The following is a 14,610-nucleotide window of genomic DNA, read 5'->3' on the forward strand; positions in this document are numbered from 1 at the left end:
TTGATGCGTGCGGCAATGCCCGCGTCCCGGCAAGGCGAATCGCCGGGACGCGGGCGCGGCGCTGGACGGCACCGCCATCAGTTCATGATGTTCTCGGTGAACCACTTGCGCCAGGTCGCCGTCTTCTCCGCGCGCAGCTTGTCGTCGATGACGATGGCCTGCTTGTCCCATTGCTCCTTGGTGGTGAAGACGCCCGGCAAGGCGGCGTCTTCGGGGGAAACCTTGGCATTGGTAATGACCGGGCTGGCCTTCTTGTAGGCCACGATCTTGGACTGGACTTCGGGCGACAGCGCGATGTTCATGAATTTGTAGGCCAGGTCCGTCTTGGCGCTGCCTTTCATGATGCCCATGGTGTCGATGCCGAGCACGGCGCCTTCCTTGGGCATCGCGACCTTGATCGGCACGCCCTGGCCGATCATGTAATAGGCGTTCATCGACAACAGGATCTGCACCGGGGTTTCGCCGGTGGCGATCAATTGCTGGCTATTGGCGTCGTTGGTGTAGAACGCCTTGAAGTTGGGCTTGAGGGCCTTGAGTTTTTCCTCCCCTTTTTCCCATGTGGCCGCGGTGCCGCCCGACAGCAGGGCGGCCACCGTGATGATGTGGCTGGGATCGAAGTCGGGCGCCGACAGCTTGCCCTTGAGCGCGGGATTCCACAGATCGTTCCAGCTGTCGAACTTGATGTCCTTGGGCACCAGGTCGGGGCGGTAGCCTATCGTGTAGACATAGGCCCAGCTGCCGATGTGGTACGGACTGACCTTGGCGCGGTCCACCAGGTTGGCGTAGTTCGGCAGCTTGGTCGTGTCGAGTTTCTCGAACAGGCCGCCGTCGACATACAGCCAGCCGATGTGCGAGGTGGTGAAAGTAATGTCGCTTTCCGGCGTCTTGGCGAGCTTGGCCTTGTTCAGGCGGTCGATCGTGCCGCCCGTGATGTACTTGACGGGCACGCCGGTCTGGCGCGTGAATTCCTTGCCGATGTTCTCATCGATCAGGTCCCGGAAGCTGCCGCCCCAGGTGCTGACCACGAGCGCATCCTCCGCCCAGGCCACATTGGCCAGCAGCACGGTTGAGAAAAGACCGGCTACGGTTAGTTGTCGAATCATTGCAAACCCCTTGAGTGTTTTGTGTCCGCCGAGCGCCGCCGACTTGAGCCCAGATGATGAAAGAGGGGGGCGGCGCGGGCCAAGTCGCCTTTTCCTTAGGCCTGGCTCGCAATTCCTGAGGCGCCGCGTTAACCCTTGCATGCGGGCCCGCAGGCGTCCCGGGTCGGAATTTCCGAGACCGGCCCCCGGAAAAAACAAATAGGCGTGGCGCGGCGCCGGGTCCGAAGATGGAGTCCCGGCGCGGCGTCCAGCGCGCGCCCTTGCCTACAGGCCCATTTCTCGAGCAGCCATGAAACACAAGCGCATCCGCACCTTCAATACCAAGGCGACCTACCCCGAACAGAACCTGGACAACGACCTGTGCCAGGCGGTGGTGGCGCGCGGCAGCACGGTATTCCTGCGTGGACAGATCGGGCAGAACCTGGATACCTCCGAAAGCGTGTGCATCGGCGACGCCGCGGGCCAGGCCGAGCAGGCCATGGCCAACATCGCCATGCTGCTCAAGGAGGCCGGTGGCGACATCGAGGACATCTGCAAGATCACCATCTACATCATCGACCCGCGTTATCGTGAAGCGGTCTACCGCGTGGTCGGCCGCTGGCTCAAGGGCGTGTTTCCGGTCTCGACCGGCATTGTGGTGTCGGCGCTGGCCCGTCCCGAGTGGCTGGTGGAGATCGATGCCACCGCCGTCATACCCGACTGACCCGCTACAGGGACAGACCCTCGACCATGACCTTCTCGATCATTGCCCGCTGCCCCGCGTCCGGCCAGTTCGGCGCCGCCGTGTCCTCGTCCTCGCCCGCCGTGGCGGCGCGTTGCATACGCGTGCGCGCCGGCGTCGGCGCGGCGGTCAGCCAGAACATCACCGATCCGGCGCTGGGGCCGCTGGCCCTGGACCTGATGGCCGCCGGACGCACCCCGGCCCAGGCGCTGGCGCAGCTGCAGGAACGCCCGTTCATCGACTACCGGCAACTGATGGCGATCGACGCCACCCATCCGCCCGCGGTCTTCACCGGCGCCAGCGCGCTGGGTACGCTGGCCAGCGCGGCAGGCGCGCACGCCGCCTGCGCCGGCAATATGCTGGCCTCGCCCGAGGTGCCGGCGGCCATGCTGGCGGCCTTCGAACGCGCCGAGGGCGTGTTGGCCGAACGGCTGATGCTGGCGCTGCTGGCCGGGCAGGCCGCCGGCGGCGAAGCGGGGCCGGTGCATTCGGCCGGCCTGCTGGTGTGCCAGGACCTGGATTGGCCGATGGTCGACCTGCGCCTGGACTGGGTCGAAGACGGCCCCGTGCAAGCGTTGTACGCGGCCTGGAAGCTATACGAACCGCAGATTCCCGCCTACCTGACGCGGGCCCGCGATCCGCGCGATGCCCCGAGCTTTGGCGTGCCGGGGGATCTCTGAGTTCGGCAGCCGGACGCGCCTGAGGAAAATCTTGCCCGGCGCCGCGCGAGGAGGGGATACTTTGCGTGCCCCTTCCGCGCGTTCGCCGGCCTTTTGACCCTGTTTCCTCAAGTCGGACCATGCTCAACCGCATTTCCCTACGCCAGATGGAATACTTCGTGGCGACCGCCAAGCATGGCAGCATCGCCGCGGCTTCCGCCCAGATCCACATCTCGCCGCCGTCGATCTCCGCGGCCATTGCCCACATCGAAACCGAACTGGGCGTGCAGCTGTTTGTCCGGCATCCGTCCAAGGGACTGGCGCTGACGCCGCTGGGCACGCAGGTCATGCAGGAATGCGAGGACCTGCTGGAACGCGCCGCCAAGCTGTACGAGATCGCTTCCAACTCCAACGACACCATCCAGGGCGTGCTGCGCGTGGGTTGCTTCCAGCCGCTGGCCGCCATGATCGCGCCCGAGGTCATCTTCGGGTTTTCGCGCGCGTTCGAGAAAGTCGAGCTGCATATGGCCGAAGGCGACCAGCAGGAACTCATCAACCGGCTGCATCTGCTGGAAATCGACCTTGCCATCACCTATGACCTGCAACTGGGCGACGAGATCAGTTTCGAGACGCTGGCGCATATGCCGCCGCACGTGCTGGTGAGCGAGTTGCATCCCCTGGCCCAGCAAATCGCCGTCACGCTGGACGAACTGGCGCAGCTGCCGATGGTGCTGCTGGACCTGCCCATGAGCCGCGAGTATTTCCTGTCGCTGTTCGCCAAGGCCGGCCTGGAGCCGAACATCGTGGCGCGCTCGCGCTCCGAAGACGTGGTGCGCTCGATGGTCGCCAACGGCATCGGCTATGCGCTGTTCAACGTGCGGCCCAAGTCGAGCCAGTCGCTCGACGGCAAGCGCCTGGTGCGGCTGCGCCTGGCCGGCGAGCACCGGCCCATGCTGCTGGGATTGGCCACCTACCGGCCGATGAAGCCATCGCGGTTGACGCAGGCCTTCATGCAGCGCTGCCGCGCCTATATCTCCGATCAATACATTCCCGGCATGAGCGCGGCGAGTTTCTTCGATCCGTACATCTCCGGCCCGGCCGCCGACACGCCGCCTTCTTCCTGAGCCTCGCATGAATCGCCTCCCCCCTGACAGCCTGGCGCTGCTGCGCGAACTGATCGCGTTTCCCTCCGTCACCCTGACGTCCAACGCCGCCCTGATGGACCGCGTGCAGGCGGTGCTGGAGCAAGCCGGCATCGCCTCGACCCGGGTGCCGGACCCGCAGGACGCGACGCGCTGCAATCTGTACGCCAGCGTCGGCCCGCGCGACGTGGCGGGCATCCTGTTGTCGGGCCATACCGACGTGGTGCCGGTGGCGGGCCAGCCCTGGACCACGCCGCCTTTCGAGGCCAGCGAGCGCGACGGCCGACTGTATGGCCGCGGCGCGGCCGACATGAAGGGGTTCGTGGCGTGCGCAGTGATGGCCATGGTGCGGGCCGCGCGGCGTCCGTTGCGGCGGCCGCTGCTGCTGGCCTTGTCGTTCGACGAGGAGATCGGCTGCGTCGGCGTGCGGCACCTGCTGCGCGAACTGGAGGGCCTGGAGCCGCAGCCGCTGCTATGCGTGGTGGGCGAGCCCACGCTGATGCAGATCGGCACCGGCCACAAGGGCAAGGCGGCCTACCGCGCGCGCTGTTGCGGGCAGGCGGGCCATTCCGGCCTGGCGCCGCGCTTTGTCAACGCCATCCATACCGCCGCCGACCTGGTGGGCGCGCTGCGCGATGTGCAGCGCGAGCTGGCCGAACAGGGGCCGCGCGAGGACGGCTACGCGATCCCCTATTCGACGGTGCATGCCGGTACGGTGCGCGGCGGGACGGCGCTGAACATCGTGCCGGCCGAATGCGAGGTGGACTTCGAGATCCGCAATGTCGCCCAGGATGAGCCGCAGCGCATCCTGGCGCGCGTGCTGGAGCGCACCCGGACGCGGATGCGCGAGGCGCAGGCCCTGCCCGAGGCCGCAATGCCCGAGATCGTGCCGGGCAACGCGTATCCGGGGCTGTCGGTGCCGCCGGATTCGCCGGCGGTGCGCCTGCTGGCGTCAATGCTGCCGGCGGGCACGCCATGCACCAAGGTTGCCTTCGGCACCGAGGGCGGGCTGTTCGGCCAATTGTGGCAGCGGACCTCGGTGCTGGTATGCGGCCCCGGCAGTATCGAAGTGGCCCACAAGGCCGACGAATACGTCGAGATCTCGCAGATCGAGGCCTGCGACGCGATGCTGGCGCGCCTGACCGATTATCTGTGCGACTGAGCGTCGCCGAAAAAGAAAAACCCCCGGGGCGAAGGACCGGAGGTTTTTCGGGGTACTGCGTTCCCCGGCCGAAGCCGGGGAGGCCTTGCAGGGGAAGCGGGACTTAGAAGTCCATGCCGCCCATGCCGCCCATGCCGCCGGGCATGGCCGGGGCAGCGGGCTTGTCTTCGGCCAGTTCCACAACGGCGGCTTCGGCGGTCAGCAGCAGGCTGGCGACCGAGGCGGCGTTTTGCAGGGCGGTGCGGGTCACCTTGGTGGGATCCAGCACGCCTTGCTCGACCAGGTCGGTGTACTCGCCGGTCGCGGCGTTGTAGCCGTAGTTGCCCTTGCCTTGCAGCACGGTGTTGACCACGACGCTGGCTTCTTCGCCGGCGTTGGTGACGATGGTGCGCAGCGGCTCTTCGACGGCACGCAGGATCAGCTTGATGCCGGCGTTCTGGTCAGGCGTGTCGCCCTTCAGGTCGGTGATGGCTTGCTTGGCACGCAGCAGGGCCACGCCGCCGCCGGCCACAACGCCTTCTTCCACCGCAGCGCGCGTGGCGTGCAGGGCGTCTTCGACGCGAGCCTTCTTTTCCTTCATTTCGACTTCGGTGGCAGCACCGACGCGAATCACGGCAACGCCGCCGGCCAGCTTGGCCACGCGTTCCTGCAGCTTTTCACGGTCGTAGTCGGAGGTGGCTTCCTCGATCTGGACGCGGATCTGCTTGACGCGCGCTTCGATCGACTTGCTGTCGCCAGCGCCGTCGATGATCGTGGTGTTTTCCTTGCCCACTTCGATGCGCTTGGCCTGGCCGAGTTCGGCCAGCGTGGCCTTTTCCAGCGACATGCCGGTTTCTTCGGAGATCACCGTGCCGCCCGTCAGGATGGCGATGTCTTCCAGCATGGCCTTGCGGCGGTCGCCGAAGCCCGGGGCCTTGACGGCGGTGGTCTTCAGGATGCCACGGATGTTGTTGACCACCAGGGTCGCCAGGGCTTCGCCCTCGACGTCTTCGGCGATGATCAGCAGCGGACGGCTCGACTTGGCGACTTGCTCCAGCACCGGCAGCAGGTCACGGATGTTGCTGATCTTCTTGTCGAAGATCAGGACGAACGGGTCTTCCAGCGCGGCGACTTGCTTTTCCGGGCTGTTGATGAAGTAGGGCGACAGGTAGCCGCGGTCGAATTGCATGCCTTCGACGACGTCCAGCTCGTTTTCCAGCGACTTGCCGTCTTCGACGGTGATGACGCCTTCCTTGCCGACCTTGTCCATCGCGTCAGCGATGATCTGGCCGATCGAGGAATCGCTGTTGGCCGAGATCGAGCCGACCTGGGCGATTTCCTTGCTGGTCGTGACCGGCTTGGATTGCTTCTTCAGTTCGGCGACGGCGGCGGCGACGGCCTTGTCGATGCCGCGCTTCAGGTCGATCGGGTTGAAACCGGCGGCAACGTACTTCAGGCCTTCCTGAACGATGGCCTGGGCCAGCACGGTGGCGGTGGTGGTGCCGTCACCGGCGTTGTCGGAGGTCTTGGAGGCAACGTCCTTGACCAGTTGGGCGCCGATGTTCTCGAACTTGTCCTTCAGTTCGATTTCCTTGGCGACGGAGACGCCGTCCTTGGTCACGGTCGGGGCGCCGAACGAGCGCTCCAGCACGACGTTGCGACCCTTGGGGCCCAGGGTGGTCTTGACGGCGTTGGCGAGGACATTCACGCCACGGACGATGCGCACGCGGGCGTCGTCACCGAACAGTACTTGCTTGGCAGCCATTTGTTAGCTTCCTTCGAAAATTCGTTTGAGGCAGGGTTTACAGCACCACGGCGAGGATTTCGTCCTCGCGGATGACGAGCAGCTCTTCGCCATCGACCTTGACGGCCTGGCCGGCGTACTTGCCGAACAGAACCTTGTCGCCAGCCTTCAGGTCGACCGGCAGGATCTTGCCGTCTTCGGTCTTCTTGCCGGGGCCGACGGCCACGACTTCACCTTGATCAGGCTTTTCAGCGGCGCTGTCGGGGATGACGATGCCCGACGCAGTCTTGCGCTCGTTTTCGAGGCGTTTGACGATCACGCGATCGCCCAGGGGACGCAAGGCCATGAGGAACTCCTGTTACTAAAGAAGAAAGTGAATGATCGGTTGGGCCCGGGAGGATTGTTAGCACTCACCGGAGTCGAGTGCTAATTATAGGGATGATGTCGCGGGGTTCAAGGGGGGAGGGGCACGCTGTTACATTTGGGCGAGGTGTCGGGGAAGTGCGTCCCTGTTTTGTCGAATTTCATCGAACTTGAGATTTGGTTCATGGACGTCGAACGCCACTCAACTTGGCAGTTGCGTCATGCCGATTGAGATTAAACAAAATGTGTCGGCCCAAAGCAGATCTGGCACTTGGGTCGATTTCAGCCCCTAAGGTACTTAGCCCCGAGTCCGTTTTTTTGAGAATTTCGTGGCACTGGGTCGTCACGGGTGAGCGATAGGCTCAACCCGCTTTCAGAGAACTTCCGCTTTCGACCCGAAGCAGCCCTTAAACCGAAGCAGACCCGTTTGGCCAAGGCGCGCTGAATCAGGTGCGGCCCTGAAGAGCTACGCCTCGGGCTTCCTCGAGAATCCATGTCGCAAATGCCTGAAGCGGCCCTGCACTCAATTCGATTGGCTCGGGAAGAACGAGGCAGAAGTTTTTGGAGACCCCTTTACCGTCCGGCCAGGGCGTTACCAAACGGCCTTGTTCAAGCTCTGTCCCGATGTAAAGGCGCGGCACCAATGCCACGCCCAAGCCGGCTAGCGCTGCCTCAATCAGCATGGAATGGAGATCGTAACGGGCACCGACCGCAGAGTTCGTCAGCACGAAGCCGGACTCTTGGGCATAGAGCTGCCAGGCGTCCGGATTTTGCCGCCTGTGAAGGCGTGGCAGTGCATCCAGTGACGTGTTTGCACCGGCGTCCTCGAGGAGCGCCGGACTGCACACGGGCACCAGCACCTCTTCGAGCAGGTGATGCAGATGCATACCCGCCCACGCGGGATGCTCGAAATGGATGGCGGCATCGAATCCGCTCCCGGCTAGGACGAAGGGGTCCATGCGCTCGGCAAGATGCACAGTGATGTTCGGATGTTTCTGTTGGAATCTTGACAAGCGAGGAATGAGCCATCGCATCGCGAACGTGGGGATGGTGGCAATGTCCAGGCTCGCGCCATCGCTCGGCTGCCCCATCAAGTACTGGCTGTCCCGATCCAGGCGGTCAAGCGATTCGCGGACTTGGGCCGCGTAACGCTCTCCGTTGGGCAGGAGGCGCACACGATTGCCGACCCGCTCGAACAGCGTGACCCCGAGGAAGGCTTCCAGCCTGCCAATCTGGCGACTGATGGCTCCTTCAGTCAGAGACAGTTCCTCTGCCGCGCGCGCGAAGCTGCCGTGGCGGGCGGCGGCTTCAAATGCGGTCAGTGCCGTGCTGCTGGGGATCTTCCTTCGCATGAGCGCTCCCGTTCTGAAGCTGGCGATCCAGCTTAGCTTGATCTTTTATCACTGAAGCATACCGAATAATCGTTTTATGCGCGGATATCAAGGTCATACCATGACGGAACATCAACAAAGAGGGCCGGACGCACAAGAAGTCCGGTAGCGAGTCACCCATGATCTATACCGTCGAGTGCAGCTTTGCCGACCCAGCCAGCGAAGCGGAGTGGAATGATTTCTACAGCCTGGAAAAGCTGCCCGCGCTTATTTCAGTAAGCGGGTTCCATACCTCGCAGCGATTCAAGGCGTTGAGCCTTGGCTGCCCCGTCTACCTGGCCATGCACTCGATCGACGGTTTGTCCGTGCTTGAGGGCGATGAGTACCGCCAGAAGGGTGGCGGCAATTTCGCTCGTTGGCAGCACCACATCACCGATTGGCACCGCAATCTTTATGGCGGCCTTGAACGCGCGCCTGCCATCGGTGAAGGAGACCATCTGATCGTCAGCGCAGTCGGTCCCGAGCCGCTCATCGAGATGGGGCTCAAGCCGGATCTGATGCGGGCCGTCGCATTGGAGACATTCCCTGAAAACAGGTGGCTGGCGAAGCTCGATAGCGCCATCGGTCTTAGTGTGGAAACCCTTCCGAAGGACGTGTACCTCTATGCCCCGATGACCCCGCAATTGACGAGTGGCCATGGCGCAGTGCCCCAGACGCAGGGGCAGAACCGACATGCCTAACCTGACGATCTTCATCCAGGCGGAAAGGATGCCGCCCGAAGCGAATCTGGCGGAACTCACCGAACGATGCACTCGGCTTTGCACGGACGTCCTCCAGGCTGCGCTGGACAACGTGCATGTCATCTATGTCGCTGTTCGCCAGGGGCGCGGGCATCCTGCTTACGCGGAAATCAAATACCGCCTCGAACCGCTCAGAACGCCATCGGTCATGGACGCCTTCATGGCGCGACTGGATGAGGCCATAAAGCGCCATACCGGGCTGACGGCGCGCATCCGGTGCTTCGGCTATCCGGCCCCTGCCATCTGCGCGCGGAACTGATGACGCGCAAGGAGCGCCACAATGAAAAAAATGAAATTTCCAGGCCAGCAGATCGGCGAGTTTTCGATCACGGCCGTCAGTGACGGATACATTTTTGCAAGTCTGGATCTTCTCTCCAATATCGATCCTATGGAGGCGTCCAAGTTGCAGCAGGACGCAGGCGTGAGCGACCCATCCTCGATCCACATCAACTGCTATCTGGTGCGTGGAAGGGGTCGCACGATCCTCATCGACGCAGGGGCGGGTGGGTTCAAGCAATGGGGTGGAAAGTTGATCGCGAATCTCGCACTTGCTGGTGTGCAGCCCGCTGACATCGACACCATTCTTCTGACGCATGCCCATCCCGACCATGTTGGGGGGCTGCTTGACGCGTCAGGGGAAGCTGCCTTTCCCGATGCAGAGTTAGTCATCCACCAGCGTGAGGCTTCTTTCTGGAAGGATGATGGCAACCTCAGCCGAGCGAGTGAGCGGGCTCGTGGCAACTTCCTGTTTGCTCGGAAGGTGTTCGATCAGTATCGGGAGAGGACGCGCGTATTCACTGATAGCGAAGTTCTCCCCGGCATTAGTGCGGTGCCCCTTCTGGGGCATACCGCAGGACATTCCGGTTATCGCATCGAATCCGATGATCGTAGTCTGCTGGTTTGGGGGGATATCGTTCATTTCCCCCAGATCCAGATTGCGCGTCCCGACGTATCCATTGCATTCGACCAAGATCCGATTCTCTCCGCCGAAACACGATCAAAACTGTTGGATGTTGTTAGCTCGGACAAAATCCTTATCGCTGGCATGCACCTTGGCGAGCTTGGATTCGGACACATCGAGCGCAAAGGTACGCGCTACGAGATTTCCTATGAGGCTTAGCGCCCGGTAGAGATGTCTGGGATCAGCCAGCAGCGGGGAATGAGATCAATGATCCCATGGTGCTTGCTGCCAGCGATCAAACAGAAAATCACTGAACGCCGTCAGCCGGCGCGGCACCGGTTCGCGCCGTGCTCGCACGATGCTGACCTGTATTGACCCAGCGGAACCTGCTCAGGTTAAGCGGCTACCCGAATGCGCGTTGTCCGTTTCTGGCCGGGCGCCGCCAACCCGTTACTCTCTCATCCTTGCCAGGCACTGGCCGCCACGCCGGCGGCCAGCAGTAGGCACAGTGGTGAAAACACGTACGTGTCCAACCGGGCGAAGGGCTCGCCGCCAAACCGCTTGAACAATCCCACGTAGCGGAAGTCGCCAATTGCCCGTCCGAGCAGAGCCAGCGCCAGCACAGCGCCAACCCAGCGTAGCCAGGTTGGCGCCCCAAGTGTGTTCAGTAAGCCCGCGTTAACCGCAACGAGCCCGGCAAACGCCATCAATGCCAAACCCACCACGAATGTCCCCAGAGCAGACGGCCGAAACAGAGGCTTTCCGTCTTTAACAGGCAAGGCGATCTGGTAGGCGACGCGACCGCCCAGGGCCCAGTAGATGTGCCACAGCGACAGCACGACGAACACGGCACAGGTCAAGGCGGCAATGGTGGCTTGCATGATGATTTCAGAAAGTTGGAACCTGCGTGATTGTGCCCCGGAATTACTGAGAATGATCGGTAGGGACGAGCCGGTCATTGGCAAGCGGTCAGGTGGTCAACGCGCCGTTATCGGCTCTTGGAAATCACATCGCTCATGTACTTGTTCAAATCGCGAAAATCCTGAACGGTCCAGGAGTGCGGCGCCAGCTTTACGCCGTTCTCCCTCAACGTTCTCGGAATCAGGTCTCCGTTCGGACGAAGTATTACCGACGAGACAATGACGCCAGGATAATCATTGAGCCGCTTTTTGAACGCAGCAGTTGTGAGGTCAGGCGTGGGAGGATTGCTTTTCTTAGCCAATGGCCCTGTGCCCTTGATATCTGCACCGTGGCACATCGCGCATCTCTGCGTGTAGAGAGCCTTTCCGTTGATGTTTTGTGCGAAGGATGGTGACGGTTGAGTCAAAACCAACGTTCCTAGCGTAGCGATGAGTAATTCTCTTGCTTTCATGGGCCCTGGCTTATCACGCAAATTGGCGGGGCGCCGAGTATAGACTCCTAAGCTAGGAATGGCTCGTCTTGGCCGCTTCTGTCCGATTACGGGCATTGCGTGACACGAGGTCCCGACCCGCGCGACCTGGACGACCTGAGCGACGACAGCGTCCATCCGGGGGCGCACGTCTCAACGCTAAGCCTTGATGGCGATGAGGTCAGTTAATTTGTGCTGCGATACCTTGTCGGTATTTGCCGGGACCGATACCGAAGTATCGCTTGAACACGCGGTGGAAGGCGGCCTCTGACTGGTAGCCGACAGCCTCCCCAACGGCTGCGACCGAAACGCCACCGCGTTTGAGCATGGCACTGGCGTGTGCCATACGCGTTTGCAGCAATAGCACTGCCGGCGTTGTTCCTGAAACTTGCTGGAACAGCCGTGCCAACGTAGCGCGCGACATATTGCACTCGCGCGCCATGTCTTCAAGCGACCAGTCTCTTTCGGGGGCGGCCAACATACCGTGCAGTGCAGGCTGCAGACGGCGCTCACCCAGTAACGCGTAGAGCCCTGATACCGCAGGCGCTTGTTCTAACCACGCACGGATCAGTAGGGCGAACAGCACCGAAGCCAGTTGAGAGACCACAATGTCCGAACCTGGGCGCGGCGTCTCCGTTTCTTTGCGCAGCATATCAATCAACGCCCGCAGATCGGCAATACCGCTAGCGTGCGCATCGCCTCGAATCACGACCGTATCCGGCAACGCCGCCACCATCGCATTCGGCACACCGGAAAGTGGTGCGAATTCGCCGCAGAGTATGTCCGTCACCGGCCCATCTCCGTCATTGACCCGCTGCATCAGCGACGACACGGAAGGGACCAGGCGACTCGGCGATGCGTCGGCTGGTGCCCCGGTGTAAAGACGATGCGCCCGACCTCTGGGAAAGAGGGCGACGTCGCCGATATTGAGCGGCGTAGCGGTTTCGTCTGACCCATCCAACCACGCGGTTCCGCTCAGTACCAGGTGATAGGGCACGACACCTGGCGCCGCGGCTGGATGATCAATGACCCACGGGGCACGGAAGTGACAGCGAACATCAAGCGACCCCTGCATGGGATAGAGCGACAAAAGCCGGCTGAGTGTATCCATCAGGAAAGAACGTTGAGACGAAAAAGCAAATTGTAGAGTGATTCAAGCATTAATCATCCGAAGTGAGCGCCATACACTGGGCTCATGTCAGCACGAGCTGTCACCGAACCGATCACCACAAGGAATCATCATGAGCCGTCTGTATACGCAAGCCCTTTCCGAAGCCACTGGCCAGTCTGCCGAACTGTTTTCCGCAATCAAGAGCGCCGTGGGCATGGTGCCCAATGCCTACCAGGTCATCGGCAATAACAGCCCCATTGCGTTGGAAGCGGCACTGAAGCTGGATGCTGCCCTCGGCAAGAGCAGCCTCGATGCGCGTGAGATCGAAGTCGTCAAACTGGCCGTCAGCGAGGCAGCGGGTTGTGACTATTGCCTGGCCGCGCATACCCTCATGGGCCGGAAGAAAGGGCTGAGCCGCGAAGCGATGTTGGCCGTGCGCCAGGGCGAGCCATCGGGCGAGGAGCGTTTCGACGCGCTGGCCAATTTCGTGCGCACACTGGTGTCGACTCGTGGCACCGCCTCGCAGGAGGTATTGGCCGAGGTGAAGCGGGCGGGTTACAGCGATGCGCAAATTGTGGACACTCTGCTGGCGGTGGCAAGCATTACCTTCACCAATCTTTTCAACCGGGTCAATGACACTCCCGTGGATTTTCCCGCCGCAGATTGAGGCGCAGGTGATCCACCGGGTTTCTTGGACAGCGTCGATGTTAGTAATCGAGCGGTCATGAGTTCCGACTTGCTCAAGCAGCCCGGTGGACACGTCCCGCAGATCGGGCTGCATCTGGTCAATCGATTCATGCCAGGTCATGCGGCCTCGTAATGCGGATGTGCTCATCCAGCAAGGTGCGGTGCAGCCGTTCGACGACGCCGTTGCCACGCCCCAAGGTGCTCACCTGTCAGGTGAATACCCTCTCCGTACACGCCAGGTCCATGACAACTCATCGGGCGCGTTGCAGCAAGCTCTCGTTGACCTCCCGCAGATCGACGATACCGAGCAGGCCCATGTTGCGTCGCACCTCTTCGGTGATGAGCGCGATGGCATGGGCCACGCCGCGCTGGCCGGCCACCGTGGCCGCGTAGTTGAATGGACGGCCGACGAATACGCAGCGCGCGCCAAGCGCCAGCGCCTTCAGCACGTCTGTGCCGCGCCGCACGCCGCTGTCGAGCATGACCTCCATGCCGCCCGCGGCGTCCACCACCGCGGGCAGGGCCTGCAAGGGCGCCAGGCTGCCGTCCAGTTGCCGGCCGCCATGGTTGGACACGATGATCGCGTCCATGCCGTGCGCGCGGGCGGTGCGCGCATCGTCCGGGTGCAGGATGCCCTTCAACACCATCCTGCCTTTCCATGTCTTGCGTATGGCGGCGATGTGCCGCCAGTTCAGGTGGCCGCGATCGGAAAAATCCCGCAGCACATGCCTGGACAGAATCGGCGCGCCGCGCGTGGCGTAGTTGTTTTCGAAGTGCGGCATGCCGTGGCGGGCCAGCGTGCGCAGCAGAGTTCCGATCAACCAGCGGGGGTGCGTGAGGCCCTGCAAGGCCAGGCTGACGCTCGGCCGCAGCGGGGTGGAAAAGCCCGCCCGCACGTTGTTTTCGCGGTTGGCGGCGACCGGTGTGTCGACCGTCAGCACCAGCGTGTCCACCCCGGCGGCGGCGACGCGATCGATCAAGGCGGCGATCTGTGCGCTGTCGCCGGGCAGGTAGGCCTGGAACCAGGTCCCGGGCGCCGCCTCCATCACGGTTTCCAGGCGGATCAGCGAAGAACCGCTCATGATGCAGGGCACGCCTGCCTCGGCCGCCGCGCGGGCGAGCACCACGTCCCCGCGATAGCGCGTGAGCGCGGCAATTCCCATGGGCGCCACGCCAACGGGCGCCGCGTATTCGCGGCCCAGTACCGTGCAGCGCGTGCCGCGGCGGGACACGTCCACCAGCACCTTCGGACGGAACCCGTACGCGCCGTAGGCCTGCCGGTTGCTCCGCTCGGACTGCCCGTCTTCCACCGCGCCCGACACATAGGCAAACAAGGGTTTGGGCAGAATCCGCCGGGCGGCGTCTTCGAAGTCGTGCAGGCTGAGCATGTGGCGCAGCGGATCTGGCATGGCTGGGGTTCCTGGCGGCGCTCGGCGGGCACGCCGCCGCGCAAGGGTCATCGGTTACGGCGAATGACTATAGGCCGGGCCGAGGTTTGAATAAAGTGACTTTATTGA

16 protein-coding genes and 1 pseudogene are annotated in these 14,610 nt (G+C 62.8%); 8 read left to right on the forward strand and 9 right to left on the reverse strand.

Annotated elements, in window-relative coordinates; all coding sequences use genetic code 11:
* Window positions 1–77: 77 nt before the first annotated feature.
* A complete protein-coding gene (locus tag HV701_RS06310; RefSeq protein WP_175132224.1) occupies window positions 78–1,103 on the reverse strand; it encodes an ABC transporter substrate-binding protein in 1,026 nt (341 codons plus the stop codon).
* A gap of 289 nt (window positions 1,104–1,392) precedes the next feature.
* Here HV701_RS06310 and HV701_RS06315 point away from each other — a divergent pair, with 289 nt between their 5' ends.
* The 4 genes from HV701_RS06315 to argE all read left to right on the forward strand — a co-directional run bounded on the left by HV701_RS06315 (window position 1,393) and on the right by argE (window position 4,787).
* Window positions 1,393–1,806 (forward strand): RidA family protein, encoded by a 414-nt coding sequence (locus tag HV701_RS06315; RefSeq protein WP_175132225.1) that lies wholly within the window; start codon window positions 1,393–1,395, stop codon window positions 1,804–1,806.
* Between the two features lie 26 nt (window positions 1,807–1,832).
* The gene (locus tag HV701_RS06320) at window positions 1,833–2,504 is read left to right on the forward strand and encodes a DUF1028 domain-containing protein (RefSeq protein WP_175132226.1); all 672 of its coding nucleotides are present in this window, start codon (window positions 1,833–1,835) and stop codon (window positions 2,502–2,504) included.
* 119 nt (window positions 2,505–2,623) lie between these two features.
* Window positions 2,624–3,607 (forward strand): LysR substrate-binding domain-containing protein, encoded by a 984-nt coding sequence (locus HV701_RS06325; protein WP_175132227.1) that lies wholly within the window; start codon window positions 2,624–2,626, stop codon window positions 3,605–3,607.
* A gap of 7 nt (window positions 3,608–3,614) precedes the next feature.
* Entirely contained in the window at window positions 3,615–4,787 is a 1,173-nt protein-coding gene (argE, locus tag HV701_RS06330; protein ID WP_175132228.1) for an acetylornithine deacetylase, read from the forward strand.
* A 103-nt stretch (window positions 4,788–4,890) separates the two neighbouring features.
* Here argE and groL read toward each other — a convergent pair whose 3' ends face one another.
* The 3 genes from groL to HV701_RS06345 all read right to left on the reverse strand — a co-directional run bounded on the left by groL (window position 4,891) and on the right by HV701_RS06345 (window position 8,225).
* The gene (groL, locus tag HV701_RS06335; protein ID WP_175132229.1) at window positions 4,891–6,531 is read right to left on the reverse strand and encodes a chaperonin GroEL; all 1,641 of its coding nucleotides are present in this window, start codon (window positions 6,529–6,531) and stop codon (window positions 4,891–4,893) included.
* Between the two features lie 37 nt (window positions 6,532–6,568).
* Window positions 6,569–6,856, reverse strand: coding sequence for a co-chaperone GroES (gene groES / locus HV701_RS06340; RefSeq protein ID WP_175132230.1), 288 nt, complete (start codon window positions 6,854–6,856; stop codon window positions 6,569–6,571).
* Between the two features lie 463 nt (window positions 6,857–7,319).
* Complete coding sequence (locus tag HV701_RS06345) at window positions 7,320–8,225, reverse strand: LysR substrate-binding domain-containing protein (protein ID WP_175132231.1); 906 nt, start codon at window positions 8,223–8,225, stop codon at window positions 7,320–7,322.
* 158 nt (window positions 8,226–8,383) lie between these two features.
* On the opposite strand from HV701_RS06345, the gene HV701_RS06350 reads away from it, so the two are divergent.
* Genes HV701_RS06350 through HV701_RS06360 form a run of 3 tightly spaced genes read left to right on the forward strand, consistent with a single transcriptional unit; the run spans window position 8,384 to window position 10,124 of the window.
* On the forward strand, window positions 8,384–8,944 hold the full coding sequence (locus HV701_RS06350) for a sugar ABC transporter (protein ID WP_175132232.1): 561 nt from the start codon (window positions 8,384–8,386) through the stop codon (window positions 8,942–8,944).
* On the forward strand, window positions 8,937–9,263 hold the full coding sequence (locus tag HV701_RS06355) for a hypothetical protein (RefSeq protein WP_175132233.1): 327 nt from the start codon (window positions 8,937–8,939) through the stop codon (window positions 9,261–9,263). The genes HV701_RS06350 and HV701_RS06355 overlap by 8 nt, the downstream gene beginning before the upstream one ends.
* A 21-nt stretch (window positions 9,264–9,284) precedes the next feature.
* On the forward strand, window positions 9,285–10,124 hold the full coding sequence (locus tag HV701_RS06360) for an MBL fold metallo-hydrolase (RefSeq protein ID WP_175132234.1): 840 nt from the start codon (window positions 9,285–9,287) through the stop codon (window positions 10,122–10,124).
* 239 nt (window positions 10,125–10,363) lie between these two features.
* Here the strand turns inward: HV701_RS06360 and HV701_RS06365 are convergent, their stop codons facing one another.
* From HV701_RS06365 to HV701_RS06375, 3 genes are all read right to left on the reverse strand, one after another.
* Window positions 10,364–10,786: a DUF3995 domain-containing protein gene (locus HV701_RS06365; RefSeq protein ID WP_042795321.1), complete on the reverse strand. Its 423-nt coding sequence runs from the start codon at window positions 10,784–10,786 to the stop codon at window positions 10,364–10,366.
* Between the two features lie 107 nt (window positions 10,787–10,893).
* On the reverse strand, window positions 10,894–11,277 hold the full coding sequence (locus HV701_RS06370; RefSeq protein WP_175132235.1) for a c-type cytochrome: 384 nt from the start codon (window positions 11,275–11,277) through the stop codon (window positions 10,894–10,896).
* Window positions 11,278–11,476: 199 nt separating this feature from the next.
* Entirely contained in the window at window positions 11,477–12,406 is a 930-nt protein-coding gene (locus HV701_RS06375; RefSeq protein ID WP_175132236.1) for an AraC family transcriptional regulator, read from the reverse strand.
* Window positions 12,407–12,536: 130 nt separating this feature from the next.
* Between HV701_RS06375 and HV701_RS06380 the strand changes: the two genes are divergently transcribed.
* Window positions 12,537–13,073: a carboxymuconolactone decarboxylase family protein gene (locus tag HV701_RS06380; RefSeq protein WP_175132237.1), complete on the forward strand. Its 537-nt coding sequence runs from the start codon at window positions 12,537–12,539 to the stop codon at window positions 13,071–13,073.
* Window positions 13,074–13,172: 99 nt separating this feature from the next.
* On the opposite strand, the pseudogene HV701_RS06385 reads toward HV701_RS06380, so the two are convergent.
* Both HV701_RS06385 and HV701_RS06390 read right to left on the reverse strand, forming a co-directional pair.
* Window positions 13,173–13,284, reverse strand: a pseudogene (locus tag HV701_RS06385) (IS481 family transposase); the annotation flags it as partial.
* Between the two features lie 60 nt (window positions 13,285–13,344).
* Entirely contained in the window at window positions 13,345–14,502 is a 1,158-nt protein-coding gene (locus tag HV701_RS06390; RefSeq protein WP_175132238.1) for an alpha-hydroxy acid oxidase, read from the reverse strand.
* Between the last annotated feature and the right edge of the window lie 108 nt (window positions 14,503–14,610).

This window comes from Achromobacter pulmonis (assembly GCF_902859765.1).
In the GTDB taxonomy this organism is placed as follows: Bacteria; Pseudomonadota; Gammaproteobacteria; order Burkholderiales; family Burkholderiaceae_B; genus Achromobacter; species Achromobacter pulmonis.

Bases quoted from the DNA above. Each gene is read 5' to 3' on its own strand.
- HV701_RS06310 (WP_175132224.1), bottom strand. From the start codon at position 1,103: ATGATTCGACAACTAACCGTAGCCGGTCTTTTCTCAACCGTGCTGCTG.
- HV701_RS06315 (WP_175132225.1), top strand. From the start codon at position 1,393: ATGAAACACAAGCGCATCCGCACCTTCAATACCAAGGCGACCTACCCC.
- HV701_RS06320 (WP_175132226.1), top strand. From the start codon at position 1,833: ATGACCTTCTCGATCATTGCCCGCTGCCCCGCGTCCGGCCAGTTCGGC.
- HV701_RS06325 (WP_175132227.1), top strand. From the start codon at position 2,624: ATGCTCAACCGCATTTCCCTACGCCAGATGGAATACTTCGTGGCGACC.
- argE (WP_175132228.1), top strand. From the start codon at position 3,615: ATGAATCGCCTCCCCCCTGACAGCCTGGCGCTGCTGCGCGAACTGATC.
- groL (WP_175132229.1), bottom strand. From the start codon at position 6,531: ATGGCTGCCAAGCAAGTACTGTTCGGTGACGACGCCCGCGTGCGCATC.
- groES (WP_175132230.1), bottom strand. From the start codon at position 6,856: ATGGCCTTGCGTCCCCTGGGCGATCGCGTGATCGTCAAACGCCTCGAA.
- HV701_RS06345 (WP_175132231.1), bottom strand. From the start codon at position 8,225: ATGCGAAGGAAGATCCCCAGCAGCACGGCACTGACCGCATTTGAAGCC.
- HV701_RS06350 (WP_175132232.1), top strand. From the start codon at position 8,384: ATGATCTATACCGTCGAGTGCAGCTTTGCCGACCCAGCCAGCGAAGCG.
- HV701_RS06355 (WP_175132233.1), top strand. From the start codon at position 8,937: ATGCCTAACCTGACGATCTTCATCCAGGCGGAAAGGATGCCGCCCGAA.
- HV701_RS06360 (WP_175132234.1), top strand. From the start codon at position 9,285: ATGAAAAAAATGAAATTTCCAGGCCAGCAGATCGGCGAGTTTTCGATC.
- HV701_RS06365 (WP_042795321.1), bottom strand. From the start codon at position 10,786: ATGCAAGCCACCATTGCCGCCTTGACCTGTGCCGTGTTCGTCGTGCTG.
- HV701_RS06370 (WP_175132235.1), bottom strand. From the start codon at position 11,277: ATGAAAGCAAGAGAATTACTCATCGCTACGCTAGGAACGTTGGTTTTG.
- HV701_RS06375 (WP_175132236.1), bottom strand. From the start codon at position 12,406: ATGGATACACTCAGCCGGCTTTTGTCGCTCTATCCCATGCAGGGGTCG.
- HV701_RS06380 (WP_175132237.1), top strand. From the start codon at position 12,537: ATGAGCCGTCTGTATACGCAAGCCCTTTCCGAAGCCACTGGCCAGTCT.
- HV701_RS06390 (WP_175132238.1), bottom strand. From the start codon at position 14,502: ATGCCAGATCCGCTGCGCCACATGCTCAGCCTGCACGACTTCGAAGAC.